Source organism: Pseudomonas hefeiensis (genome assembly GCF_030687835.1).
GTDB classification, from domain to species: domain Bacteria; phylum Pseudomonadota; class Gammaproteobacteria; order Pseudomonadales; family Pseudomonadaceae; genus Aquipseudomonas; species Aquipseudomonas hefeiensis.
This window is the reverse complement of sequence record NZ_CP117449.1, coordinates 3,452,864-3,475,309: the sequence shown is the minus strand read 5'-3', so window position 1 is coordinate 3,475,309 and position 22,446 is coordinate 3,452,864. Positions and strand designations below refer to the sequence as shown.

The 22,446-nt window shown below is 60.8% G+C and carries 13 protein-coding genes and 1 pseudogene; 2 read left to right on the top strand and 12 right to left on the bottom strand.

The window, feature by feature from the left end; translation table 11 throughout:
* Positions 1–385: 385 nt before the first annotated feature.
* Complete coding sequence (locus tag PSH57_RS15305) at positions 386–1,735, top strand: hypothetical protein (RefSeq protein WP_422766039.1); 1,350 nt, start codon at positions 386–388, stop codon at positions 1,733–1,735.
* 41 nt (positions 1,736–1,776) lie between these two features.
* Here the strand turns inward: PSH57_RS15305 and PSH57_RS15300 are convergent, their stop codons facing one another.
* Entirely contained in the window at positions 1,777–2,214 is a 438-nt protein-coding gene (locus PSH57_RS15300) for an Lrp/AsnC family transcriptional regulator (RefSeq protein WP_256232920.1), read from the bottom strand.
* Positions 2,215–2,348: 134 nt separating this feature from the next.
* Between PSH57_RS15300 and PSH57_RS15295 the strand changes: the two genes are divergently transcribed.
* The gene (locus PSH57_RS15295; RefSeq protein WP_305383870.1) at positions 2,349–3,242 is read left to right on the top strand and encodes a DMT family transporter; all 894 of its coding nucleotides are present in this window, start codon (positions 2,349–2,351) and stop codon (positions 3,240–3,242) included.
* 18 nt (positions 3,243–3,260) lie between these two features.
* Here PSH57_RS15295 and PSH57_RS15290 read toward each other — a convergent pair whose 3' ends face one another.
* The 11 genes and pseudogenes from PSH57_RS15290 to glgA all read right to left on the bottom strand — a co-directional run bounded on the left by PSH57_RS15290 (position 3,261) and on the right by glgA (position 21,894).
* Entirely contained in the window at positions 3,261–4,886 is a 1,626-nt protein-coding gene (locus PSH57_RS15290) for an NADP-dependent glyceraldehyde-3-phosphate dehydrogenase (protein ID WP_305444677.1), read from the bottom strand.
* Between the two features lie 220 nt (positions 4,887–5,106).
* Positions 5,107–6,021, bottom strand: coding sequence for an autotransporter domain-containing protein (locus tag PSH57_RS15285; protein WP_305383868.1), 915 nt, complete (start codon positions 6,019–6,021; stop codon positions 5,107–5,109).
* Positions 6,022–6,324: 303 nt separating this feature from the next.
* Entirely contained in the window at positions 6,325–8,748 is a 2,424-nt protein-coding gene (locus PSH57_RS15280) for an autotransporter family protein (protein ID WP_305383867.1), read from the bottom strand.
* 174 nt (positions 8,749–8,922) lie between these two features.
* Positions 8,923–9,687, bottom strand: coding sequence for an endonuclease/exonuclease/phosphatase family protein (locus PSH57_RS15275; protein ID WP_422766102.1), 765 nt, complete (start codon positions 9,685–9,687; stop codon positions 8,923–8,925).
* Between the two features lie 143 nt (positions 9,688–9,830).
* Positions 9,831–10,595, bottom strand: a complete 765-nt coding sequence (locus tag PSH57_RS15270; RefSeq protein WP_305383863.1) for a PIG-L deacetylase family protein — start codon at positions 10,593–10,595, stop codon at positions 9,831–9,833.
* 250 nt (positions 10,596–10,845) lie between these two features.
* On the bottom strand, positions 10,846–13,005 hold the full coding sequence (gene glgX, locus PSH57_RS15265; RefSeq protein WP_305383861.1) for a glycogen debranching protein GlgX: 2,160 nt from the start codon (positions 13,003–13,005) through the stop codon (positions 10,846–10,848).
* 286 nt (positions 13,006–13,291) lie between these two features.
* Positions 13,292–13,633 (bottom strand): DUF2934 domain-containing protein, encoded by a 342-nt coding sequence (locus PSH57_RS15260; RefSeq protein ID WP_305383858.1) that lies wholly within the window; start codon positions 13,631–13,633, stop codon positions 13,292–13,294.
* A 20-nt stretch (positions 13,634–13,653) separates the two neighbouring features.
* Positions 13,654–16,440: a malto-oligosyltrehalose synthase gene (locus PSH57_RS15255; protein ID WP_305415885.1), complete on the bottom strand. Its 2,787-nt coding sequence runs from the start codon at positions 16,438–16,440 to the stop codon at positions 13,654–13,656.
* Positions 16,437–18,515 (bottom strand): 4-alpha-glucanotransferase, encoded by a 2,079-nt coding sequence (gene malQ / locus PSH57_RS15250; RefSeq protein WP_305383853.1) that lies wholly within the window; start codon positions 18,513–18,515, stop codon positions 16,437–16,439. Before malQ ends, PSH57_RS15255 begins: the two co-directional genes overlap by 4 nt.
* A pseudogene (gene treZ, locus PSH57_RS15245) lies at positions 18,512–20,315 on the bottom strand (malto-oligosyltrehalose trehalohydrolase). Before treZ ends, malQ begins: the two are co-directional and overlap by 4 nt.
* Before the next feature lie 7 nt (positions 20,316–20,322).
* Positions 20,323–21,894 carry a glycogen synthase GlgA gene (gene glgA / locus PSH57_RS15240; protein ID WP_305383848.1) on the bottom strand — a complete coding sequence of 524 codons (1,572 nt, stop codon included), beginning with the start codon at positions 21,892–21,894 and terminating at the stop codon, positions 20,323–20,325.
* Positions 21,895–22,446 lie beyond the last annotated feature (552 nt).

The following is a 22,446-nucleotide window of genomic DNA, read 5'->3' as shown; positions in this document are numbered from 1 at the left end:
GCCCGCTTCGGCGGGCTGTTTTTCGTCTGTAGTTTTCCGTTATGGCCAATGGCCCGCAAAAAAGCCGAATCATGATGGCGGCTTTGAATAATTGATCTACAACTATGACAAGGGATTGCATTGCCAGGGGCGGCATGAGGTAAACCGGTCAACCACCGCGCGAAATCTTCGCCACGTTCCCCCCGATATCGTTCGCATTCGGCTATCAGAGCCAGGTCTGACTGCGCCCGTTTTTCAGGCGCAAAAGGAGGTGTAGGACACATCAATGAGCGTTATCCGTAAGCCGGCCGGGGCAACGCGCCTTGGCCCAATAACAAAGGAAGCCCTGCGCATCAATCAGGAGATCGATGATTTTCGCAGGCGTTGTCCCTATAAGGAGATACCGATGATTCAGTCCCACGCAAAGATCGTTGCACTCATGGCCTTGGCAGGCGGGTTGTCCATGGCCAATGCCCATGCCGGCGCCTTCCCTGATTTCGGCTTCGCCCCTCCCAAGAGTGAATATTCCGGCCCTGCGTTCCAGCTCAGCCAGAGTTATCCCACCACAGCCCCTGGCGCCGCTTCGATGCCGGCGTTCTTCAAGATTCTGCCGACAACGCGCAGCAACGATTTTGAAACCTGGCGGGCCTACATGGAGGGTGTCAAACAGTATTGTCTGGAGGGTAACGCCGAGACCAACTGGAATGTGCAGAAAAACACTGTCCGCCAGTGGTATCACATGCCCTGGCAGCATTACGGGCCGGGCGGGCGTGAAGGCATCCACGGGCTGACCCGAGAGGCGCCCATTCAACCTAAACAGCTCGCCCACACGCAGTTGGAGTCCGGTCAGACTTATGCGGTGGGGATCTATAACGATATCGGTGCCTATACCATCGGCCAGGTCTGGAAGGATCCGCAGAACCCTGACCCGAGCTTCACTTCAAAGCCCAAGAGCTTCTCCAACGGTACCGTGGTGTGTAAGGCGTTGTACGCTGACATCGATGTCAATTCGGTGCCGTCGTTGGCCAATCCCTTGCTGCTGGATGCCTACACCGCCGTCACGTTCACATCCACTGATCGCGTCGTGAAAAAAGTCGCATTGATCCAGATGGACATTGCCGTGCGTGACACACGTATCAGCGAGACCGGATGGCTCTTTGGGACCTTTCAGTACAATGGCATCGATAAAAGCAAAGGCGACTGGGAAAACCTGGTGCCGGTCGGAATCATGTGGGGGAACGACCCTGATGTGACCAGCAGCGAGTTCACCAATCCGACCCCGACAGAAACCAAAATCAACCCTGCGTTGAAGCAGAGCGCAATCAATGCCAATGCCAAGGAGTTGCCGCCGACCCACCTGGGGTGGAACGGACGCCTCAATGGTCCGGTGGACAACCCCCAGGCTTCATGCCTGAGCTGTCACATGACCGGTGAATACCAGCAACTGGCGATCATGAACCCGACCTTCCAGGCCAACCCACCAGCGCCGGGTACTGAAGAGTGGATGAAATGGTTCCAGAACATCCCCGCCGGCCAACCCTTTACCCCGGGTACCCAAAGCACGGACTACAGCCTGCAATTGTCCGCAGCCTTGGCCAACTTCTATGACTGGAAATGTAATCACAGTGGCGTCTATGCCGACGGCAAGAATGCTTGCGAAAAAATCGTGCCTCTGAAGTTGATGAAGGCAAGCAACGCGCCTCAGGATGAGGTGCAAAAAGTGCAGCGCAGTCCTGAGCTGGAAGACCTCGAGTAGCCTAAATCCCGGCCTCGGATGACACCGAGGCCGGGTCAGGCTCAGGCCATGGGCGGCAGTCGCCGCTTGACGGGTGTCTTCTTGACGATGGCGGTGTTGGTTTCTGCCAGAACATTGAGCTTGTCCAGCAAGGTGTCCAGTTGCTCCATTGAACGCACATGCAGGCGGGCGATGAAGCAGTCATCGCCGGTCACCTTGTCGCATTCGGTAAATTCAGCGATGGCCTGGATCTGCCGTTCCACTTCCTGCAACTGCCCGGGCAGCGGGCGGATACGCACAATTGCCTGGAGCTGGTAGCCGAAACACTTGGGGTCCACTTCAACGGTATATGCCCTGAGCACGCCACGCTCTTCGAGCCTTCGAAGCCGCTCGGCGACGCTGGGGGAGGACAGGCCGCTCAGGTTCGCCAGGGCCTTGAGGGAAAGTCGGGAGTCTTCCATCAGGGCGCTGATGAGAATCTGGTCGATGTCGTCAGTCATTTTCCACTCCATTAGGTCAATGCTCGAAATTGCCTTGATAAAAAAGGTTGAAAGCCAGTTTAGCCTTTTTCATGCCATGGAGGATCGCCACTTCGGCTCGGCATACTGTGCCCACTTGCTGAAGGAGCGTGAAGATGGACAAGACCTTACGTCGCGGTTCGCTGGAAATGACCGCCGCCATGTTGATTTCCGGAACCATAGGCTGGTTCGTGCTGGTTTCGGGCGTGCCGGTGCTGGACGTGGTGTTCTGGCGCTGCGTGTTCGGCGCCGCGACTTTGCTGTTGATTTGCGCCGGTTTCGGGTTCTTGCGCCCGGGTATCCTGACGCGCACCACTTTCCTTTTGGCGGTCCTCAGTGGCGTGGCGATCGTGGGCAACTGGGTGCTGCTGTTTGCCTCCTACTCCCGCGCCTCGATTGCCATCGGTACGGCGGTATACAACGTTCAGCCGTTCATGTTGGTGGGGTTGGCGGCGTTGTTGCTGGGGGAAAGAATCACCGCACAAAAGCTGTGCTGGCTGGCGGTGTCGTTTCTCGGCATGCTCGCAATCGTCAGCGCCCACGGTGAGCAAGGGCAGGGTGGCGGGGACTATCTGACAGGTATTGCTCTGGCGCTGGGGGCTGCGTTGCTGTACGCCATTGCCGCGTTGATCATCAAGCGTCTGACCGGAACACCGCCGCACTTGATCGCGCTGATCCAGGTCAGCACCGGTGTATTGCTGTTGGCGCCCTGGGCTAACTTCTCGGCGTTGCCGCAGCACCCCGAGGCCTGGGCTAGCCTGATAACCTTGGGCATGGTTCATACCGGTGTGATGTATGTATTGTTGTACAGCGCGATTCAACGGCTGCCCACCGCAGTGACCGGTGCGTTGTCGTTCATCTATCCGATCGCGGCGATTTTCGTCGACTGGTTCGCCTTCGGTCATCGCCTCGAACCGCTGCAATGGCTGGGGGTGGCGGCAATCCTCTTGGCGGCCGCCGGCATGCAACAGGGCTGGGGCATCAAACAGCGCCGTCCAGCCCTGCCATAATCCATTGTCCGGCGCGGGTCAGAAGATGTAGTCGGTGGTCAGGAAGGTCGAGTCCCGCTGGCGGATAATGTCGCTGATCAGCGCTTTGTTGCTGTCCTGGAACTTGGTCGCCACCAGCGTGCGGATCGAAAAGGTGCGCAGCGCATCGTGAACCGATAACGTGCCCTCGGCCGAGTTTTTCCGGCCGTTGAACGGGAACGTATCCGGGCCACGCTGGCACTGGGCGTTGATGTTGATGCGTCCGACCTGGTTGGCGAAGATGTCCACCAGCTTGCCGACTTCGGCCGGGTTGTTGCCGAAGATGCTCAGCTGCTGGCCGAAGTCGGACTCAAGCACGTAATCGACCACGGTGTTGAGGTCGCGGTACGGCACGATGGGGACGACCGGGCCGAACTGTTCTTCGTGGTAGACCCGCATTGCAGTGTTCACCGGATAGAGCACGGCCGGATAGAAGAACGAACCGCGGGATTCGCCACCGTGTTTATTCATCACCTGCGCGCCTTTGGCGACGGCATCGGCCACCAGCGAGTGCAAATAATCGACCTTGCCCGCCTCGGGTAACGGTGTCAGTGCCACGCCATCTTCCCACGGCATGCCGGGTTTCAGGGCAGCAAGGCCTGTGTTGAATTTCTCGATGAATTCCGGTGCCAGGTCTTCGTGGACAAACAGGATTTTCAGCGCTGTGCAGCGCTGGCCATTGAAGGACAGCGAGCCGGTCAGCGCCTCGCTGACGGCGTTGTCCAGATCCACGTCCGGCAGCACCAGGCCGGGGTTCTTCGCGTCCAGGCCCAGGGCGGCACGTAAACGGTGCGGGCGCGGATGGAGTTTTTTCAGGTCGCTGGCGGCCTTGTTGGTGCCGATGAAGGCAAAGATGTCGATCTTGCCGCTGGCCATCAGGGCGCTGACGGTTTCCCGGCCGCTGCCGTAGATTACATTGATCACACCCGCCGGGAAGCTGTCGCGAAAGGCTTCCAGCAGCGGCCGCACCAGCAGTACGCCGAGCTTGGCCGGCTTGAACACCACGGTGTTGCCCATGATCAACGCCGGAATCAACGTGGTGAAGGTTTCGTTCAGCGGATAGTTGTAAGGGCCCATGCACAAGGCCACGCCCAGCGGCACGCGGCGGATCTGCCCGAGCGTATCCTGTTCCAGCTCAAAGCGGCTGGAGCGACGGTCCAGCTCCTTGAGGGCGTTGATGGTGTCGACGATGTAATCGCAGGTGCGGTCGAATTCTTTTTGGGAGTCCTTGAGGTTCTTGCCGATTTCCCACATCAGCAACTTGACCACGGCCTCGCGTTGTTCGCGCATACGCGCCAGGAAAGCCTCCACATGGCGGATGCGTTCAGCAACGCGCATCGTTGGCCACTGGCCCTGGCCGCGGTCATACGCGCGGACGGCGGCGTCCAGCGCGGTGAGCGCGGTCTGTGCATCCAGCAGCGGCGTACTGCCAAGTATCACCTGTTCGTCACCCTGCGGGCCTGCCAGGTACACCGGGCTGCGAACAACCGCCAATGGTCCTTGCCAGGTTTGCAGGACACCATCGATCAGGTATTCGCGCTGCTCGATTTGGCCCTCGAGGCGGTAGGCCTGCGGAATATCGGCAGCGCTGGGAAACAGGTTGGCAAAGAGGTTGGCTTGGGTCATGTCGTTACTCCATCAATGAAATGAGCCATGGGCTGACGGCTTGCAGGCGTAAATCGCTTTTAGGGTTATACGCCCAAATGGCGGTGCTTTTTAAGTGCCGGGGGCGAGGGAGAGGATTTTATCGGCGTCAGGGAAGTGTGGCGGCGGGCAGGCTGGGCTCATTGCCGGAGGGCATGGCGAGCCGCCAATACATGGCTGCGACCCGCCCTGAAGCGGAGGTTTACCAACGCATCCGTACCCCCAGGCTGCCGATGAGGCCGTTCAGGTCGTTGTCATCGACGTCGCTGCTGTAGTCAGCGCTGATGTAGAGGCTCACCACCGGCGTAACCCGCGCCACCAACCCAAGGCCTACTTCGACAGTGGAAGATTTTCGGCTGCTGCTGATCTTGTCGACTTTGTCCAGGGTCAAGTTATCGGCGATCTGGACGGTGTGCCACAGGTTGGTACGCACGTAGGGTTCCACGCCCAGGCCATTGACCTGGTATGACCCTTTGAGTCGCGCACCGACGCGCCCGCTCCAGGTGTTCAGTTCATTGTTGGTGCCGTTCTCGGCATTGGGGCTGTCGAGGGTGATGCGCTGGTTGATCAGTTGCGCCTGGGGTTCGACCACCCAGTGGTCGCTGATGCCGATAGGGAATCCGCCTTCGACCGACAGTGTGACGGCATTGCCTTCGGCCGCTTGGCGCTGGCCTTGTTCGGTACGGCTGTAACCGTTGACTCGCCCGCCGCTGGCGCTCAGGTCCACGTGCCAGCCTGCGGGGCCGGTCAGGCTCCAGTAGGCGCCCAGATGGTCACCTTGCAGATTCAGCTTGTTCTTGCCTGAATCGACCATGGCCGGTGTCACCAGCATGCCATTGACGCGGGTGATGACTTGATTCTGTCCACTGATCAGGCCCACGCGCTGGGTGTGACCACTGCCGTTTTTCAGGGTGAAGAGGGCGGGACTCTTGCTGGAAACGGGGTCATTGTCTGTGGGGGCGATGTCCTGGCTGTCGGAAGGTGTTCGGCCATACCAGGGTTGCGACGTTTCCTCGGCGGGCCAGGCCCACACCTCCATGGACGAACACAACAACAACGAAGTCGAGAGGGTGTAAAAAGTGGTGGTGATCTCTTGTGGGCGGAGGGAAGTTTTCATGGGGGCCTGCCTTGCAATCGCATGCGTTTCTCGCTTATGGCGTCTCTCCTACCCCGAATGAGGGGCGACCGAATGGATTGAGGCAAGCCTCGGGCGGCCCGCTGTCGCGGGGTTCCGAGGCCTGCCCCTGACTGTATTTCCGGGGGTAGTACGTTGTAGTCAAGAAGACGGGCGCCGTCGCGTCAAGAAAATGAACGATGAATGGCAAACTGAAATCAGTGCTAATAAATAATTGATTCTTTTCGATTATCCGCAGGGTTGAATTGACGTCAATCAACCGTTTCAACCTTTTGATTCACCGACTCACCAACTGATTCGTACGCCAAGATTGCCCGCCACACTGCGTTGTTGAGTGCTGTCGAGGTCGTGGCTGTAATCCGCAGCCGCATAGACGCTGACCGTGGGGGCCAGGCTCACGATGACGCCGACGCCCAGGTCGCCGGTGGAGGCGCGCTGCTGGGTCTCGATCCGATGGGCATCGTCGAATGTCACCGTATCGGTGCCGGAAAAGGTGTGCCAGATATTGGCCCGCAGATAAGGCTCCACGGGCGTGCCGCTGACCAGGTAGCGACCCTTGAGCCGGGCGCCGAGGCGACCGGTCCAGGCGCTATCGGAATCGAACTCGACCCTTGAGACCCCGTCGTCCTGCGTATCCAGGGAAACCTTCTGATGGATGACCTGGACCTGGGGTTCCAACACCCAATCAGCCGCTACGGCGAATGGATAACCGGCTTCCGCCGACAAGGTCAGGGCGTGCCCGCGATTATCGATTTTAAGGCCGCGCTCGGAGCGGTTGTCGCCGTTGAGTCGTGTGCCCATCACCACCGCGTCAACGTAGCCACCGCTGGGATCGGTAAGGGTCCAGTACAACCCGTAGCTGTCACCGTCGAGCTCTATCTTGCCGGCGCGTCGGCCCTGCCAGCCCAGGTTGAAACCGTCGACATTGCCGTTGAGTTCGGTATGGCCGACGAAGAAACCGATGCGCTGGGTCTGGCCGCCGGACATCGGCGCGCTGTACACATCATTGCCTACCTGAAAGCCCTTGATGGAGCCGTCCAGACGCGGGGTCACCGTGCCGGCCCAGGTCTGGTCCAGATCCTTGCCATAGACCCGGCCCCAACCTGCTCCGAACGCACCGGTTTCGGTGAGCAGGCGCTGGTCGCCCTGACGGTCATGGAACGTGCCCAGGGCCATCAGGGTCAGTTGTGCCACCGCGGGAGGCAACACCGACCAAGTGGGCACTTCCGGGCGGTACAAGGGAATGGGCGCAGCACCGGGCACTGCCGCCGGTAAGGCCGGCAACGTCGGGCTGGGCGCCGCTATCGGTCCGGCTACGACATCTGAGCGTAGGTACCAGCTGTTTTCATTGCCGGCCACGCCGCCTTTGAACAAGCGGTAATCGAATGCACCAGCCGAGACCGATTGCGCCAGCGAGAAGGCACCGATGTCGCTGACCGCGCCACCCTGAGCCTGGACCAGTTCGATGCCGTTCTGGGTGGTCTGTGCGCCCACGCCGCCCAGGTTCGTGACCGTGATGGAGGTGCTGCCCGTGAGAGTTCCGCCATTGACCACCAGCTTGTCGCTGGCAGAATTGTCGGCACCGACCACCGTTTGCAGGCGCAATTGGCCGTTCGTACCGACATAGTTGCCTTGCACGGTGAGGGTGTCGTCAGTGCGGGTGTTCTCGTGGGTGAGATCAATGACGCCGTTGTTGTTGAGCGTTGTCAGTTGGCCGGCAGTAAACGGCGCGACGCTGCCCTGGGTCGACGTCAGCGTGCTGCTGACGTCGATAGTCAGGGCCCCTGTGCCGGTAATGCTGTCACCCAGCACCAGCGTGTCATCCAGATCCAGGCGTGAGCCCCAGATAAGGCTGACCGTTTCCCAGTTGGCATAACGGGCACCCGTGCCGGAGGTGCTGCCCTCAAAGGTCAATAGGTCCTGGCCCATCCCGCCATCCACACTGGGCGTGATGGCGAGTTGTGTTTCGTCGAGGGTGCGCAACACGGCGGTGTCGCTGCCTTCACCCATCAGAACGGCCGAGTGAATAAGGCCACCGCTCCATTGCAATCGATCATCCCCGGCACTGGCCCGGACTTCGCCGATGATTTCGCCCCCGCTCACGGTGATGCGGTCGTTGCCGCCGCTGACGCTGACGTTGCCGCCAATGCGGCCTGCGGACAGGATGATGGTGTCGTGGCCGAAACCGGCCACCAGGTTGCCGATGATCTGCCCGCCCGACATATCGAACACATTGTCATCGAGTTTCATATCGACCCTGCCGATGCTGCCGCCGGTCATCCGCGCAATGTCGCCGTCTTCGAACGCATCGACGATGGTGCCGCCGGTCATCGTGAACTGATCGAGGCCGTCGCCTTGGGATATGGAGAGAATCCTGCCGCCATTCATCACGAACACGTCGGCTTCCGAACCCTGCTCGACGTCACCGTCAATCACACCGTTGGCGTTGATCTCGATGCGGTCGGTCCCGGCGTCGAAGATGACATCACCCTGGATGATACCGCTGCCGTTGGCCGGCATTGTCAGACTGTTGTTACCCGAGAGGTCCGTCAGCCCGGGGCTGATGCCGCTGTCACAGACATAAACGTCATCGCCCGCCGTTGGCGTCAATGTGCAAGCCGCCATGGCAGATGAAGCGGATAACAGGAAGGGGGCCGATACGCAGAAGGCGTGGAACAGCCGATTGAAACCCTGATCGCGCAAGCTCATGTGCTATCCCTCTGCATCGGCACCCGTGTTATGCCGGTTTCAGCATCGGTTGCACTACAGAAGGCACGCAGGGCCTGGCAACGCTCGCTGTATGGAAAGGACCCTAACAACGAATAACGAGCGTCGCTACTGTCAGAACTTACAGGTGCTGAAGGCTCAGCAACGGGTCTGGGATCACAAATGCACCTCCACGAACAGCGGCAAGTGATCACTCAGGTGCGTCCAGGGTTTGCTGCCCAGGATTTGCGGGGCATGGCTGCTCGCGTTGCGCAGATAAATGCGGTCCAGGCGCAGCAGGGGGAAACGGGCCGGGTAGGTCCTCGCCGGGCGACCGTGGTGGTGTTCGAAGGCTTCGTGCAGGTACTGGCGTCGGGCGAGGGCGGTATTGCCGCGCAACTGCCAGTCGTTGAAGTCACCGGCGATGATCACCGGCGCGTCTTCGGGCAGCGAATCAAGCAGTTGGCAGAGAAGCTTTAGCTGCAACTGGCGATGGCTTTCCAAAAGGCTCAAATGCACGCAGATCCCATGGACTTCGGCGTGGCCCGGTACGTCCAGCACGCAATGCAGCAGTCCGCGCCGCTCGGGACCGGTGATGGAAACGTCGAGGTTGCGGAACTGGCGGATCGGGTATTTGGACAGTAATGCGTTGCCATGGTGGCCATCTGGATACACCGCGTTACGGCCGTAAGCAAAGTCGCTCCACATGCTGTCGGCGAGGAACTCGTACTGGGACGTTTGAGGCCAGTTCTCGTAGCGTGACGCGTGACGGTCGTGTTCCCCCAGCACTTCTTGCAGGAACACCAGGTCGGCGCGGGTGCTGCGTACCGCTTCACGCAGCTCGGGCAGGATGAAGCGACGATTGAGGGCGGTAAAACCCTTATGGGTATTGACCGTCAGAACCCGCAGCCGATGAACCGCCGCGGGCGTGTCCAAAGGCATTGATTCGGCGGCTTGCCGGGTGGGATCGCCAGTCACGTTCACTCCTGAATCAGACGTACCTGTTCATGCGACTTATGGAGACTGCCGCAGTTCCGGATTTTTCCCGTTGCCGAGTCAATCACGTCACACTGGATTGACGGTGGTCAGATGAACACAATTTCATAAGGCAAACCCATGCGATCAAGAATGACCCGTGGCACCAGCGGCGCGATGCCGCTGGCGGGTTCGCCGTTGAGTTGGCTGGCGTAGGCGTGCATGGCGTGGCGTTTGCGGGCGGTGGTCCAGATATCAAGACGCAGTTTGCGTGCCCGGTGCCAAGGGATCTTGTTTTGCTCGCGCACTGGCCAGTGCCAAGCCCACACCGGTAACTCAATGAACACCGCCTTGATGCCTTCGGCGGCCAGGGCTCCGGCGCGGCCGACCGTATCATGGTCGCTGTCACCATCCTTGCGCCAGGTGCTGAACACAACGTCTCCGGGCTTCAAGTACCGAGCGATGAAAGCGCTCAGTTGTGCCTCATGTTCGGCAAGGTTTTTTTCCGGGAAGCCGCCGCGCACCCACTGAAAGCCATGGGCCGGTACCCCCAGACGATGCAGGGCGTCCACGCTTTCCTGGGGATGAGGGCGGTAGGTATGCTGACGCTCATCGGCCCACAACGGTGAGCCGGGATGGCTGATGCTGCCGTCAGTGACCGAGACCAGCAATATGGGATGGTCCAGATTGCTTAGCAACTGGAGCAGGCCACCACAGGCTCCGACTTCATCGCCAGGGTGCGGTGCGAGGATGACGGCGCGGGCGCCAGCGGGAATGAGTGTCTGGGTGCTGATAATGGGAATGTCGGCCAACTGGGCGGCGCTGTTCCATATTTGCAGGTGCTGCCGACCTTGCAAGCGAGAAGCGAGTTTCATGAGGGACGTCCTTGTTGTATTCAATCTTTCAGCCCTGCACCGGGCCGATTGCCCGGTGGCGCCCATAAGGGTTGGCTGCGATCTGCGATGCTCCGAATCCTGGAATCTACCGCACGTGAAGTATTGATCATGTTGGGCGATTCGTCGCCTCACATGTTTATCTGAACTGTACTTTTTTCCACTCTCTGAGCTGTGTAGACAACAGAGCCGCGTCCCTGCGGTTCTCGCTTTTCAAACCGTTTATCGCGGGTTATTCCTCTTCCTCGCGCTGCAGCTCAAACAACAGCAGCGAGCGGCCGGTGACGGAGTATTCGTAGTCGAATTCGAAACGCTCCTGGCCACGTACTTTCGGCTGGTTAGTGTCGACCATGCATGTCCAGAAACTGCCCTCGGGTACTTCCGGCAGGCGGAAGTTAACGATGTCGTGATGGGCATTGACCACCAAAAGCAGGGTCGCGTTGCCGCCCTTGCGACGAATGCCGGTTTCCTGGGCGCGCCCGTCCATCAGCATTCCCAGGCACCGACCATGGCCGTCGTGCCATTGTTCGGTGGTCATCTCGCTGCCATCGGGGGCCAGCCAGGTGACGTCCTTGACGCCGATGTCCTCGTTGTAGTTGCCCACCAGGAACCGCCCGCGTCGCAGGATCGGATAGGTCAGGCGCAATTTGATCAGGCGCTTGACGAACTTGAGCAGCGCCTCGCCATCCTCGCTCAAGTCCCAATTGACCCAGCCGATCTCGCTGTCCTGGCAATAAGCGTTGTTGTTGCCATGCTGGGTCCGAGCGAACTCATCGCCAGCGACGATCATCGGCGTGCCTTGGGCCAGCAGCAAGGTCGCGAAGAAGTTGCGCATCTGCCGATGACGCAGTTCATTGATCTCGGGATCGTCCGTCGGGCCTTCGACGCCGTGGTTCCAGGACAGGTTGTTGTTGCTGCCGTCCTGGTTGTTTTCGTCGTTGGCTTCATTGTGCTTGTCGTTGTACGACACCAGGTCATGCAGGGTAAAACCGTCGTGGGCGGTCACGAAGTTCACCGAGGCGTATGGGCGACGACCGCGCTGGTTGAACATCTCGCCTGAGGCGGTCATGCGGCTGGCGAAGTCGGCGAGCTGGCCGTCGTCGCCTTTCCAGAAAGCGCGCACCGTGTCGCGGAACTTGTCGTTCCACTCCACCCAACCCGGTGGGAACCCTCCCACCTGATAACCACCAGGGCCGCAATCCCAAGGCTCGGCGATCATTTTCACCTGGCGCAGCACTGGGTCCTGGCGACAGGCGACGAGGAAACTGTGGCGCTCGTCGAAGCCGTCATGGTATCGGCCCAGAATGGTTGCCAGGTCGAAACGGAAACCATCGACGTGCATTTCCGTGGCCCAGTAGCGCAGGGAGTCGGTGACCATTTGCAGCACACAGGGGTGACTCAGGTCCAGGGTGTTGCCGGTGCCGGAATCGTTGATGTAATAGCGTTTGTCATCGGGCATCAGCCGGTAGTACGAGGCATTGTCGATGCCGCGCATGGACAGGGTCGGACCTTGTTCGTTGCCTTCAGCGGTGTGGTTGTAGACCACGTCGAGGATGACTTCCAGGTTGGCCTCGTGCAGGTGCGCGACCATCTCCTTGAACTCGGCGATTTTGCCGCTGGCCAGGTAGCGCGGGTCCGGGGCAAAGAAGGCGATGCTGTTGTAGCCCCAGTAGTTGGTCATGCCCTTGTGCAACAGATGCTGGTCATTGACGAACGCGTGGACGGGCAGCAGTTCCACCGATGAAACACCCAGCTTGCGGATGTGCTCGAGCACATCGTCCACCATCAATCCGGCGAAGGTGCCTCGCAGGTTTTCCGGCACCGAGGGATGACGCATGCTGATGCCGCGAACATGGGTTTCATACAGGATGGTCTTGTCCCACGGTACGCTGACACGCTGGTCGTTGCCCCAGGTGTGGGCCGGGTCGATGACCTTGCATTTGGGCACGAACGGTGCGCTGTCGCGCTCATCGAAACTCAGGTCGCCATCCGGGTGGCCGATGGTGTAGCCAAACAGCGCTTCGGACCACTTCAACTCGCCGACCAGTTGCTTGGCGTAAGGGTCGATCAGCAGTTTATTGGGGTTGAAGCGATGACCATTTTCCGGGTCATAGGCGCCATAGACCCGGTAGCCATAGATCATTCCCGGATGGGCGTCAGGCAGATAGCCGTGATAAATCTCGTCGGTGTACTCCGGCAGCTCGATACGTTCGAGTTCGACCTCGCCGGCATCATCGAAAATACACAGTTCAACCTTGGTGGCGTTAGCGGAGAACAGCGCGAAATTGACCCCCAGGCCATCCCAGGTTGCACCGAGCGGGAAAGGCAGGCCTTCACGAATCCGCGAGGCCTCGATAACGGGCGGCGGCGTGGCGTTTTTTGGATGGGTCATAGTTGCTCCTGCAAAAGACATACAGATTTGGCAATGCTGTTCAAATTAGGACGGGGGTCTGTGCGCTACCGGATTTAGGGAAACGTCGCACCGCCCTATGGCGTGCGCCGTGTAGGAGCTCTGCCGAGGGCTGCGATCCTTGGATCTTGATCTTTCGCTCCAGATTCAATTGTCTGGGACAAGATCGCAGCCTCGTTCTACTCGTCAGCTCCTACGGGCCGGCGAGCTGCCTCCCTCGCCACACGGCCACCAAGAAGCGTTTGCTTGAGACCGATCAGCCGATGAATCAACTCGCCGGTGGCTTGCGCGGTGCTCGTGGCTTCTTGTCGGCAGGCTTTTGAGCCGCCGAGGTAGTGGCGGCAGGTTTTGCCGCAGGCTTGGCCTTGGGCGTCGTGCTTTTCGTGGCGGTCTTGGCGGCGGTGCTCTTGGCCGCGCCAGACTTGACGCCATCAGCCTTGCTGGCCGTTGGTTTTCCGGCCGCCTTGGCGGGCTTGCTCGGTGCCAGGGCTTCGGCTTCGGCAAGTTTGCGGGCCATCTCCCAGTGGCGTGTTTCCTGCCCTGCAGGCTTACCCTCGGATTCCCATATCTGATAGGCGAACTCACGAATGCGTTTATCGTCGGTACTCATCGCAGTGCTCCTGACTGAACTCAACATTGGATAAAGACATTGACGGGGAAGTCCCCCAGCGCGGCGCTGACCATCAGCTCTCCTTGGGGTGTGACTGCTGCGCTTGAAAAAAGTCCCTTCAGTTTTGCATCCCCGGTGGCGAACGGTAACGACACGCGGGTATCGCCCCAACGCGATGCAGCTACCAGTGGCACAGCACCGTTTTCCAGCAGGGCGGCCGCATGGATCGGTACCACTATGATCGCCCTTTGTTGCTCATGCTCACGCATAAACGCCAAGACCCGTTCTGACTGCTCGCCCACCACTTGGAGCGGTTGGTAGCGGCCCTGTTGGAACAGTTGCGGGTGTTCGGTGCGCACGGCCAGCGCCCTGGCGATCAATGCTTGCTTGACCCTGCCATCGCGCCAGGTGTCTACCAGTTGCGCGGGGGTGCTTTGAGCTTGCATCGCCTCGCGGCGCGCCATGAAGTCCACCGGGCGGCGGTTGTCCGGATCCACCAGGCTGAAGTCCCAGAACTCGTTACCCTGGTACAGGTCCGGCACACCGGGTACGGTCATACGCAGCAAGGTTTGCGCCAGACTGTTGAGGGCGCCCGCCGGGGCGATGGCCTGGACCGCCTCGGCGATGGCGCTGCGCAGGGGCAGCCCCTCATCACCGAGCAACAGCCGCTCCAGGAATATCTGGGTCGCCTGCTCATAGACGTCGTTGACGGCCGCCCAACTGCTCTGCAACTTGGCTTCGCGCAAAGCCTTGCGTTGCCATTGCCACAGGCGCTCGTTGTAGTCGGCCAGTGCCTTGTGGTCGCGCACATCAAGCTCCAGCGGCCAACTTCCCAGTAGCGCCTGGTACAAAATCAGTTCGTCGCCGGTCGAAGGAGCGGCAGGATCGCTGTGCAGCGATGGCGCAAGCATGCGCCACTGCTCCACGCACGCCATGTACCAGTCCGCCCGTTCGCTGATGACCGCCAGCCGCGCCCTGGTGTCTTCGCCGCGCTTATGGTCGTGAGTGGCGGTGGTCATGAGGTTGTCAGGGAAATGCTTCAACCGTTCGAGGCAGGCGTTATGGAATTCCTGCAGTGGGGCGCTGAACCGTTCGGTGTTGTAGCCCACGTCGTTGCGCGACAGCAGCACTGCCGAACGATAAAGCGCCGTGTCTTCCACGGCCTTGGCGGCGGCTGGCGAGGTCAGTTGCTGGAAGCGCACGCAGGCATGGCGCAGCCGTTTGCGCTGGCTGCCCCGTGGGCGATCCCGCCAGGGCATGCCGCCGAGCCAGTCGGCCAGATAGTCGAGCACCGGCCAGTCGGCTTCGCTGAGGGTTTGTCGGGCGCCTTCCAGGGCCTGGCGAAAAAACACATCGTCTTCGCTCGAGCGCCCCAACGGGTTGATGTACGTGCGGTACACCGGGAAATGCACGATCAGTTCCTGCAACGCCCGGCGAATCGCGCCGAGGGTCAGGTCACGGGTCATCACGTCGTCCCGCGCGACCTGAAGCAGGGCCTGGGCAACGCTTTCGAAGTCTCCGGCCAGGGAACCGTTGAGAATCTGTTGACGGGCCAGGCGGGCTTCTTCGATGAAGTGCGCCGGCCGCTCACTGTGGCGACTCCACAGTTGGGCGAGGGACTCGGCACCGGCCGGGTCATGTTGCAGCAACGAGATCTGGTTCATGAACTCGTAACCGGTACTGCCGTCGATGTTCCAGTCCTGACGCAAGGTTTCGCCATCGCCGAGGATTTTTTCAATGAAAATGGGCAGATGCCGCGAGGGTGAAAGCGAATCGACGCGCCTGCGCAATTTACGGCAATAACCACGAGGATCGGCAAGACCGTCGATGTGATCGATCCGCAACCCGTCCACCAGGCCTTCGGCGATCAATTCAAAAATTTTTGCGTGGGTGGCCTCGAACACCGCCGGGCGCTCGACCCGCAGGCCACCCAGCTCATTGACGTCGAAAAAGCGCCGCCAGTTGATGTCGTCCGCCGCCGTGCGCCAACTGGCGAGCCGGTAACTCTGGCGCTCCAGCAACTGATGCAGACGCTCGAACCCCTCGGGTTGCCGGGAGTCGTACGCGCGCAAGTTCTCTTCGATGGCGGCCAGGATGCCCGGTTGGCTGGCCAGTTCTTGCAATTGCTGTTGCAGTGGCCGGGACAGGGTATGGGCGTCAGTCTGGTAGTTCAGCGTGGTAAAGCGCTCGGCCAGAGCCTTGAGGGATTCGGCCTGTTCGGATGGCAGTGTTTCAGCGGGTTTGAGCAACTCGCCGTACTGCATCGGGCAGATCGGAAAGTGATGTTCGTAATGTTCGGCTAAAAAGCTGCCTTGCCCGGCATCGAAACGCAGCTTAAGCGTGCCTTCCTGCAAGGCCACACCGTAGTCGCTGCCCAAAAATGGCAGCAATAGCTGGCCCTCCATCAACGGATCGGGGGAATGCCACTGAATGTCAAAGAACTGACCGTAGGGGCTCAAGCGTCCCCACTCCAACAGGTCCTGCCACCAAGGGTTGTCATTGCCGCCGACGGCCATGTGGTTGGACACAATGTCGAGGATCAGTCCCATCCCATGCTCGCGCAGGCTGGCGACCAGACGCCGCAGGGCGTCTTCCCCGCCCAGTTCCGGGTTGACCTGGGTCGGATCGACCACATCGTAGCCGTGCATGGAGCCGGCCCGGGCTTTAAGCAGCGGCGAGGCATAAATGTGGCTGATGCCCAGCGATGCGAAGTAGGGCACCTGCGGTATGGCGTCGTCCAGGGTAAAGCCTTTATGAAACTGCAGGCGAAGGGTTGCCCGCAGCGGTTGGATCAACGTCTGATTCATTGGTCACGCTCGTTCGCCTGAAGCCTTGCGCAGGCGAGTATTTCCAGACGCCGGGCAGCGTCCGGGTCATCCAGCAACGCCTGGCTGTCGCACGCCAGGCGACGTCGCCAGTTGGGATGGGTATCGGTGGTGCCGGGCAGGTTAGCCTGCTCGTCGATGCCCAGGGCGTCTTCCAGTGGCAGCAACACCAGCGGCGCACGGGTGTGGCCGAGGAAGCGCACACTGGCATCGAGTATCTCGTCGGGTTGCCGGTGTTCCTCCCGAAAGTTCTGCGGATCCTGGTTCAACACATTGCTCAGGCCTTCACGTTCACGTTCGCGGTGTCTGCGCCAGTCCATCTCGGTGTGGGAGTCGATCAGGTCCAGTCGTGCGTTCCAGTCGATATCATGGCCGTGCCACCAGCCATTGAGGGTTGGCAAGTCATGGGTACTGGTGGTGGCCAGTGCGTTGTCCGGCCAGTCGAGAATGGGTTTGAAGTGGGTATTGTCCTGTTCGAACAAGAGCACGCGCATGCCCAGGATTGACCGGGCACTGAGTTTTTCTCGAAGGCCGTCAGGCACGGTGCCGAGGTCTTCGCCCAGCACGATGGCCTGATGGCGATGGGATTCGAGGGCCAGCAGGCGCAGCAAGTCGTCCACCGGATAATAGAGGTATGCGCCATCGCAGGGTGGGGCGTCGTTGGGAATCACCCACAAGCGCTGCAAGCCCATCACGTGATCGATACGCAAGCCGCCAGCGTGGGCGAAGTTGGCCCGCAGCATTTCAATGAAAGCGCGAAAGCCGTTGCGTACCAGCCCCTCTGGCGAGAACGCCGAGATGCCCCAACCTTGGCCGGAGCGGTTGAGAATGTCCGGTGGTGCGCCCACGGTCAGCGAGGCGAGCAGTTCATCCTGTCGACTCCAGGCCTGACTGCCTCCACCATCGGCGCCTACAGCCAGGTCGGCGATCAGGCCAATGCCCATGCCGCTGGCTTTAGCCGCGCTCTGGACGCGCTCCAGGCATCGAGTGATCAGCCACTGGCAAAACGCGTAGAAGCCGATTTCGTCGGCGTTCTCCTCGGCAAAATGCGCCAGCGTCGCGCTGCGAGGGTTGCGCCATTCTTCGGGCCAGTGGCGCCAGTCGAGGCTTTCTCCCCGAGCCGCGCGTTCGGCCTGCAGGGCTTCGAAGCGGCAATGATTCTCCAGCGCTTCGCCGCTGGTATGGCGGAAACTGCTGAAGTCCTCATGCAGTGGGTGCTCGCCCTGGCTGAAGCCGTCGTACAGGGCTCGCAGGATCTTCTGCTTGGCCTGGGCCGCCACAGGCCAATCCACCAGCGGCTGCTCTTCCAGGTTGCGCAGTTGATTGGTCAAGCCAGTGGCATCGATGGCGGTGCGCAGCGCGCGTTCACCCAGGATGGTGCCCGGCGCGGCATAGAGACTGTTGAGGAAGAGTCGACTGGACGGTGAGTATGGGCTGTAACGGCCGGTGTCGCTGCTGAACATCGCGTGCATCGGGCTGATGGCCAAGGCATCGGCACCGCGCTCGCCGGCCACTCGTGCCAACTCCTCCAGGGCCTGGGTATCGCCAAAACCGCCGTCGCCCGGACGGCGCAACCCATATAGCTGCGCGCTCAGGCCCCAGGCGCGGGGCGTCGGGTCATCCACGGCGTCGGCCACGCTGTAGCAACGTGCCGGTGCGACCGCCAGGGTGAAATGCTGGTCCTGGATGCTGACGTGCTGGTAACCCACCGGGACCATCCCCGGCAACCTGGCTTCGGCGTCGAGTTTCAGGTTCAGTGTGGCGCCATCTTCGAGCTGGATTTCGCAGGGCGTCGCAGCTTCGAAATAACGGCTCAGGTCTACGCTGGTCCCGACATCGGCAGTGATCAGCGGTGGCAGTTGATGGTTCTGTTGATCCTGCTGCAATTGCAGCAGGCTGGCGTCGATTTCCTGGGCGGTACCGGCTGGATGGCCCAGACCGGTGAGGACCGAACGCAAGACGGCGGGCGAGACTTTTTGCGCCCGGCCGTTGGCGTCGATCCAGTCCACCGCCAGCCCGGCCCGGCCGGCGAGGATCTCCAGTTGCGCATCGCTCATAGGCGCTCTCCAGTGATGTTGGGCAAGTTTGCCGCTTGCGTCAGACTGACCAGCGCGCTGTAGGGCGCAAGGGCACCCTGTTGCAACAGACCCATGGCATGCTGCGGATGTTCGAAAAGAATCTCGGCCTCTTCTTGAACGGTGTGCTTGACCGACTGATTGCTGAGGTTCAGGTCAATGCGCAATACGCAGCCGTCGCCCATGCGCCAGCGTGCGCTGACCGCGCCATGGCCCAGCACTTCGGCGCCCAGGGCCTGAGCCCCAGGCAAGCGCGGGACGATCGCTTCCCGGCGGATTTTCAACAACTGGCGGTACAGTGCCTCGCTGGCGTGTTGCTCAGGGTGTTGCGCCTCCAGGTTCGGGCGCGATGCGTCGAAGGTGTCGGCCGCATTGGGATCGGGAATGCGCGCGCGCTTTTCGGGGTCGGCAAAGGCACTGAACGCCTTGAACTCGTTGCGTCGGCCTTCACGAACCAGTTCCGCCAGTTCGCCGTGATGGCTGGTGAAAAACAGAAAGGGTTGCCGGGCGGCCACTTCATCGCCCATGAACAGCAGCGGAATCATCGGCGACAAGAGCAACAAGACGGTCGCCGCTTGCAGAGCCTGGGGTGGCGCCAGTTGATGCAGGCGTTCTCCCAGGGCGCGGTTGCCAATCTGGTCATGGTTCTGCAGGAACAGCACGAAAGCGCTGGGGGGCAGGTGACCGCTGGGTTCGCCCCGGGGGTTCGCCGTGGCGGTTGATATGGCCCTGGAAGACAAAACCCTGGCTGAGGCAGCGTGCCAACTGTTCCGTCGGCTCCTCGGCATAATCAGCATAATAGGCGTCGGTTTCGCCGGTCAGCAGCACGTGTAGGGCGTTGTGCCCGTCATCGTTCCACTGGGCGTCATAGCCGTGCTCCAGCAGGCCGGCCTGGTTGTGTTCGTTTTCCACGGTCAGCCAGACATGTCGTACCGGGTCTACCTGTTCGCGCACCCTGGCGGCCAGATCCTGGAGGAAATCCGGATCTTCGATCGCGTGCACGGCGTCCAGGCGCAGGCCGTCGAAACGGTACTCCAACAGCCACATCAGCGCATTGTCGATAAAGAAGTCCCGCACTTCGCGGCGCCGAAAGTCAATCGCCGCGCCCCAGGGCGTGTGCTTGTCTTCGCGGAAGAAGCCTTTTGCGTAGCGATGCAGATAGTTGCCGTCGGGGCCGAAATGGTTGTAGACCACGTCCACAATCACCGCCAGCCCGTGGCCGTGGGCGCTGTCGATCAGGTGCTTGAGCTGTTCCGGCGTGCCGTAGGAGGCCTGGGGTGCGTAGGGCAGGACACCGTCGTAGCCCCAATTGCGGTCACCAGGAAATTGCGACAGCGGCATCAGTTCGATGGCGGTCACGCCCAATCCGGCCAGACGCGCCAAGTGCTGTTCGACGCCTTGGAAGCCACCGAGGGCGCCGACATGCAATTCATAGATCACGGCTTCGTGCCAGGGGCGGCCGGACCAGTGGGTATGGCGCCATGGGTAAGCATGAGGATCGACCACCACGCTGTGGCGGTCAATGTCACCGGCCTGGGCGCGGGACGCCGGGTCGGGCACCTCCAGTTCGCCGTCGATGTTGTAGCGATAACGGGTGCCGGCGGGGCAGCGGGTCTGGATCATGAACCAGCCATCGGCCTGGGGCAGTAGCGGTATTGAATCTCCAGTGTCGAGTTCGACACTCACAAAAAAAGCATCCGGGGCCCAGAGGGTGAAGCGGGTGTGCTCAGCATCAAGCATGACCGCGCCATGGGTCCAGGTTTCAGGCGTCCTTGACGGCATTGTTACCTCATTGTCTGGCCGATTTACCCAGTGACTTGGCCACTAGCTGTTCATAGAGTTCGGCGTAGGGTTCCACGGCCTTGCACCAGTTGAATGGCGCTGACATGGCCCGGCAGCGCATCGCGTTGAGCAGGTCAGGAAAGTCAAAGACCTTGAAGGCCCGGCTCAATGCCAGTTTGTAGCTGTCGGCAGTGGATTCATCGAACAGGAAACCAGTGATGCCGTCTTCGATGGTGTCCGCCAACCCGCCGGTATTGCGTGCCACCGGCAGCGAGCCGAAGCGCTGGGCATACATCTGGCTCAAGCCGCAGGGCTCGTAGCGCGAAGGCATCAGCAGAAAGTCGCTGCCGGCGAACATCCGCCGCGCATCCGTTTCGTTGAAGCCGATGCGTACGCCGATTCGTCCGGGAAAACGCAGCGCCAGTTCACGCATGGCTTGCTCTTCCTCCGGTTCGCCGCGACCAATGATCGCGATCTGGCCTCCGGATTCGACGATGAACTCGGCGACGGCCTCGGTCAGGTCCAGGCCTTTCTGGTACACCAGGCGCGAAACCACGGCGAACAGCGGGCCGCTGGAGTCGTCGAGGCCGAACAGATCGCGCACATGGGCAGCGTTCACCGCCTTGCCCTCCCAGTCGCCCATGGCGAACTGGCGGAACAAGTGCGTATCGGTGGCCGAGTCCCAACTCTCATCGATACCATTGGGAATGCCGCTGAGAAGGCCTTGTTGCGTTTTGGCCGCGAGAAAACCGTCGAGCCCACAGCCGAATGCCGGGGTGGTGATTTCCTGGGCGTAGGTGGCACTGACCGTGGTGATATGGCTGGAGTAGGCCATGCCGGCCTTGAGAAACGACAACTTGCCGTAGAACTCCATGCCTTCCTGTTGCAACGCGTGCTCCGGGATACCCAGCTCCGGGCAGGAGGCCAGGCTAACCACGCCCTGGTACGCCAGGTTGTGGATGGTGAACAGGGTTGGCGTGCGTTGCCCGCGCCAGTGCATGTAGGCTGGCGCCAGCCCGGCCGGCCAGTCATGGGCGTGGACCAGATCGGGGCACCAGTGGATTTGGGCGAGGTTGGCGGCGATGTCAGCCGCGGCCAGGCCCAGTCGGGCGAAGCGAATGTGGTTGTCGGGCCAATCGCGACCGTTGTTGGCGCCGTAAGGTGAGCCTTCACGGGCAAAGAGTTCCGGACAGATCAGTACGTAAATCACCAGACCGTCGGCCATGTCCATACGACCGATCTTGCAAGGTGGCAGCGCTGCGTGGCCGCCCAGTTCACCGATGATGTGGATCGGGTTGCCGCTGTTCATTACCTGCGGGTAACCGGGGATCAGTACCCGGACATCATGCAGGCCGGCCATGGCCCGGGGCAGGGCGGACGAGACGTCACCCAGGCCGCCGGTCTTCACCAGGTCGGCGATTTCCGAGGTTACGAACAATACTTTCTTGCGATTGGGATTCTGCCTGACGACGGGGAGCAGTGCCTTGCCGCCGGTGGCCAGCACCGGTGCCGTCGGCGAGTCAGTCGCCGGCGGAAGTTGAGAACGGACTTGTTGTGGTTCCAAGGCAGCACTGATCATAACTTTCTCCCATTTTCTCGATCTGTTTCCGGCAAGCGCCAGAGCTGTTGTTTCATTGGCCGAATCCTGCGGCCAGGCGCACAAGCGCTACGCAAGGTAAGCAAAGCGCTGCCCAATGCGGTTAAGCGAATCAGGTGAAGGGGCTGCTTCAGGGACTTGCAAGGACTGCACCAGCCGTTGTTGCCCTACCTCTAACCTGACCTGTGGCCGTAGCGAAAAGTTTCCACTTTTTTTCGTCTGGACGACCGGTCGGTTTTATCCCCGGTTGGGCAGTCTAGGTCAGAACCTAGAGCGGTGCGGCGCGCTTCGTCGAATTGTCCGACAATCAGCTTTATTGTCGGCAATGTCTTACGTGACAAAGGGAGATACGCACCGACGAAGTGCAGTTTCTGGAAATGAAATAGGTGTATGGGGAAGGGGCTGTTTCATCGGCGTGCGCGATGGGATGGCGGGACGCACCATCGGGGGGCGCGTGAGATGGAGGCGTTTTAGTGGCCATTGTTGGCACTGGAAATGTGCTGTTTCTGTGGGAGTGGGTTTGCTCGCGAACGC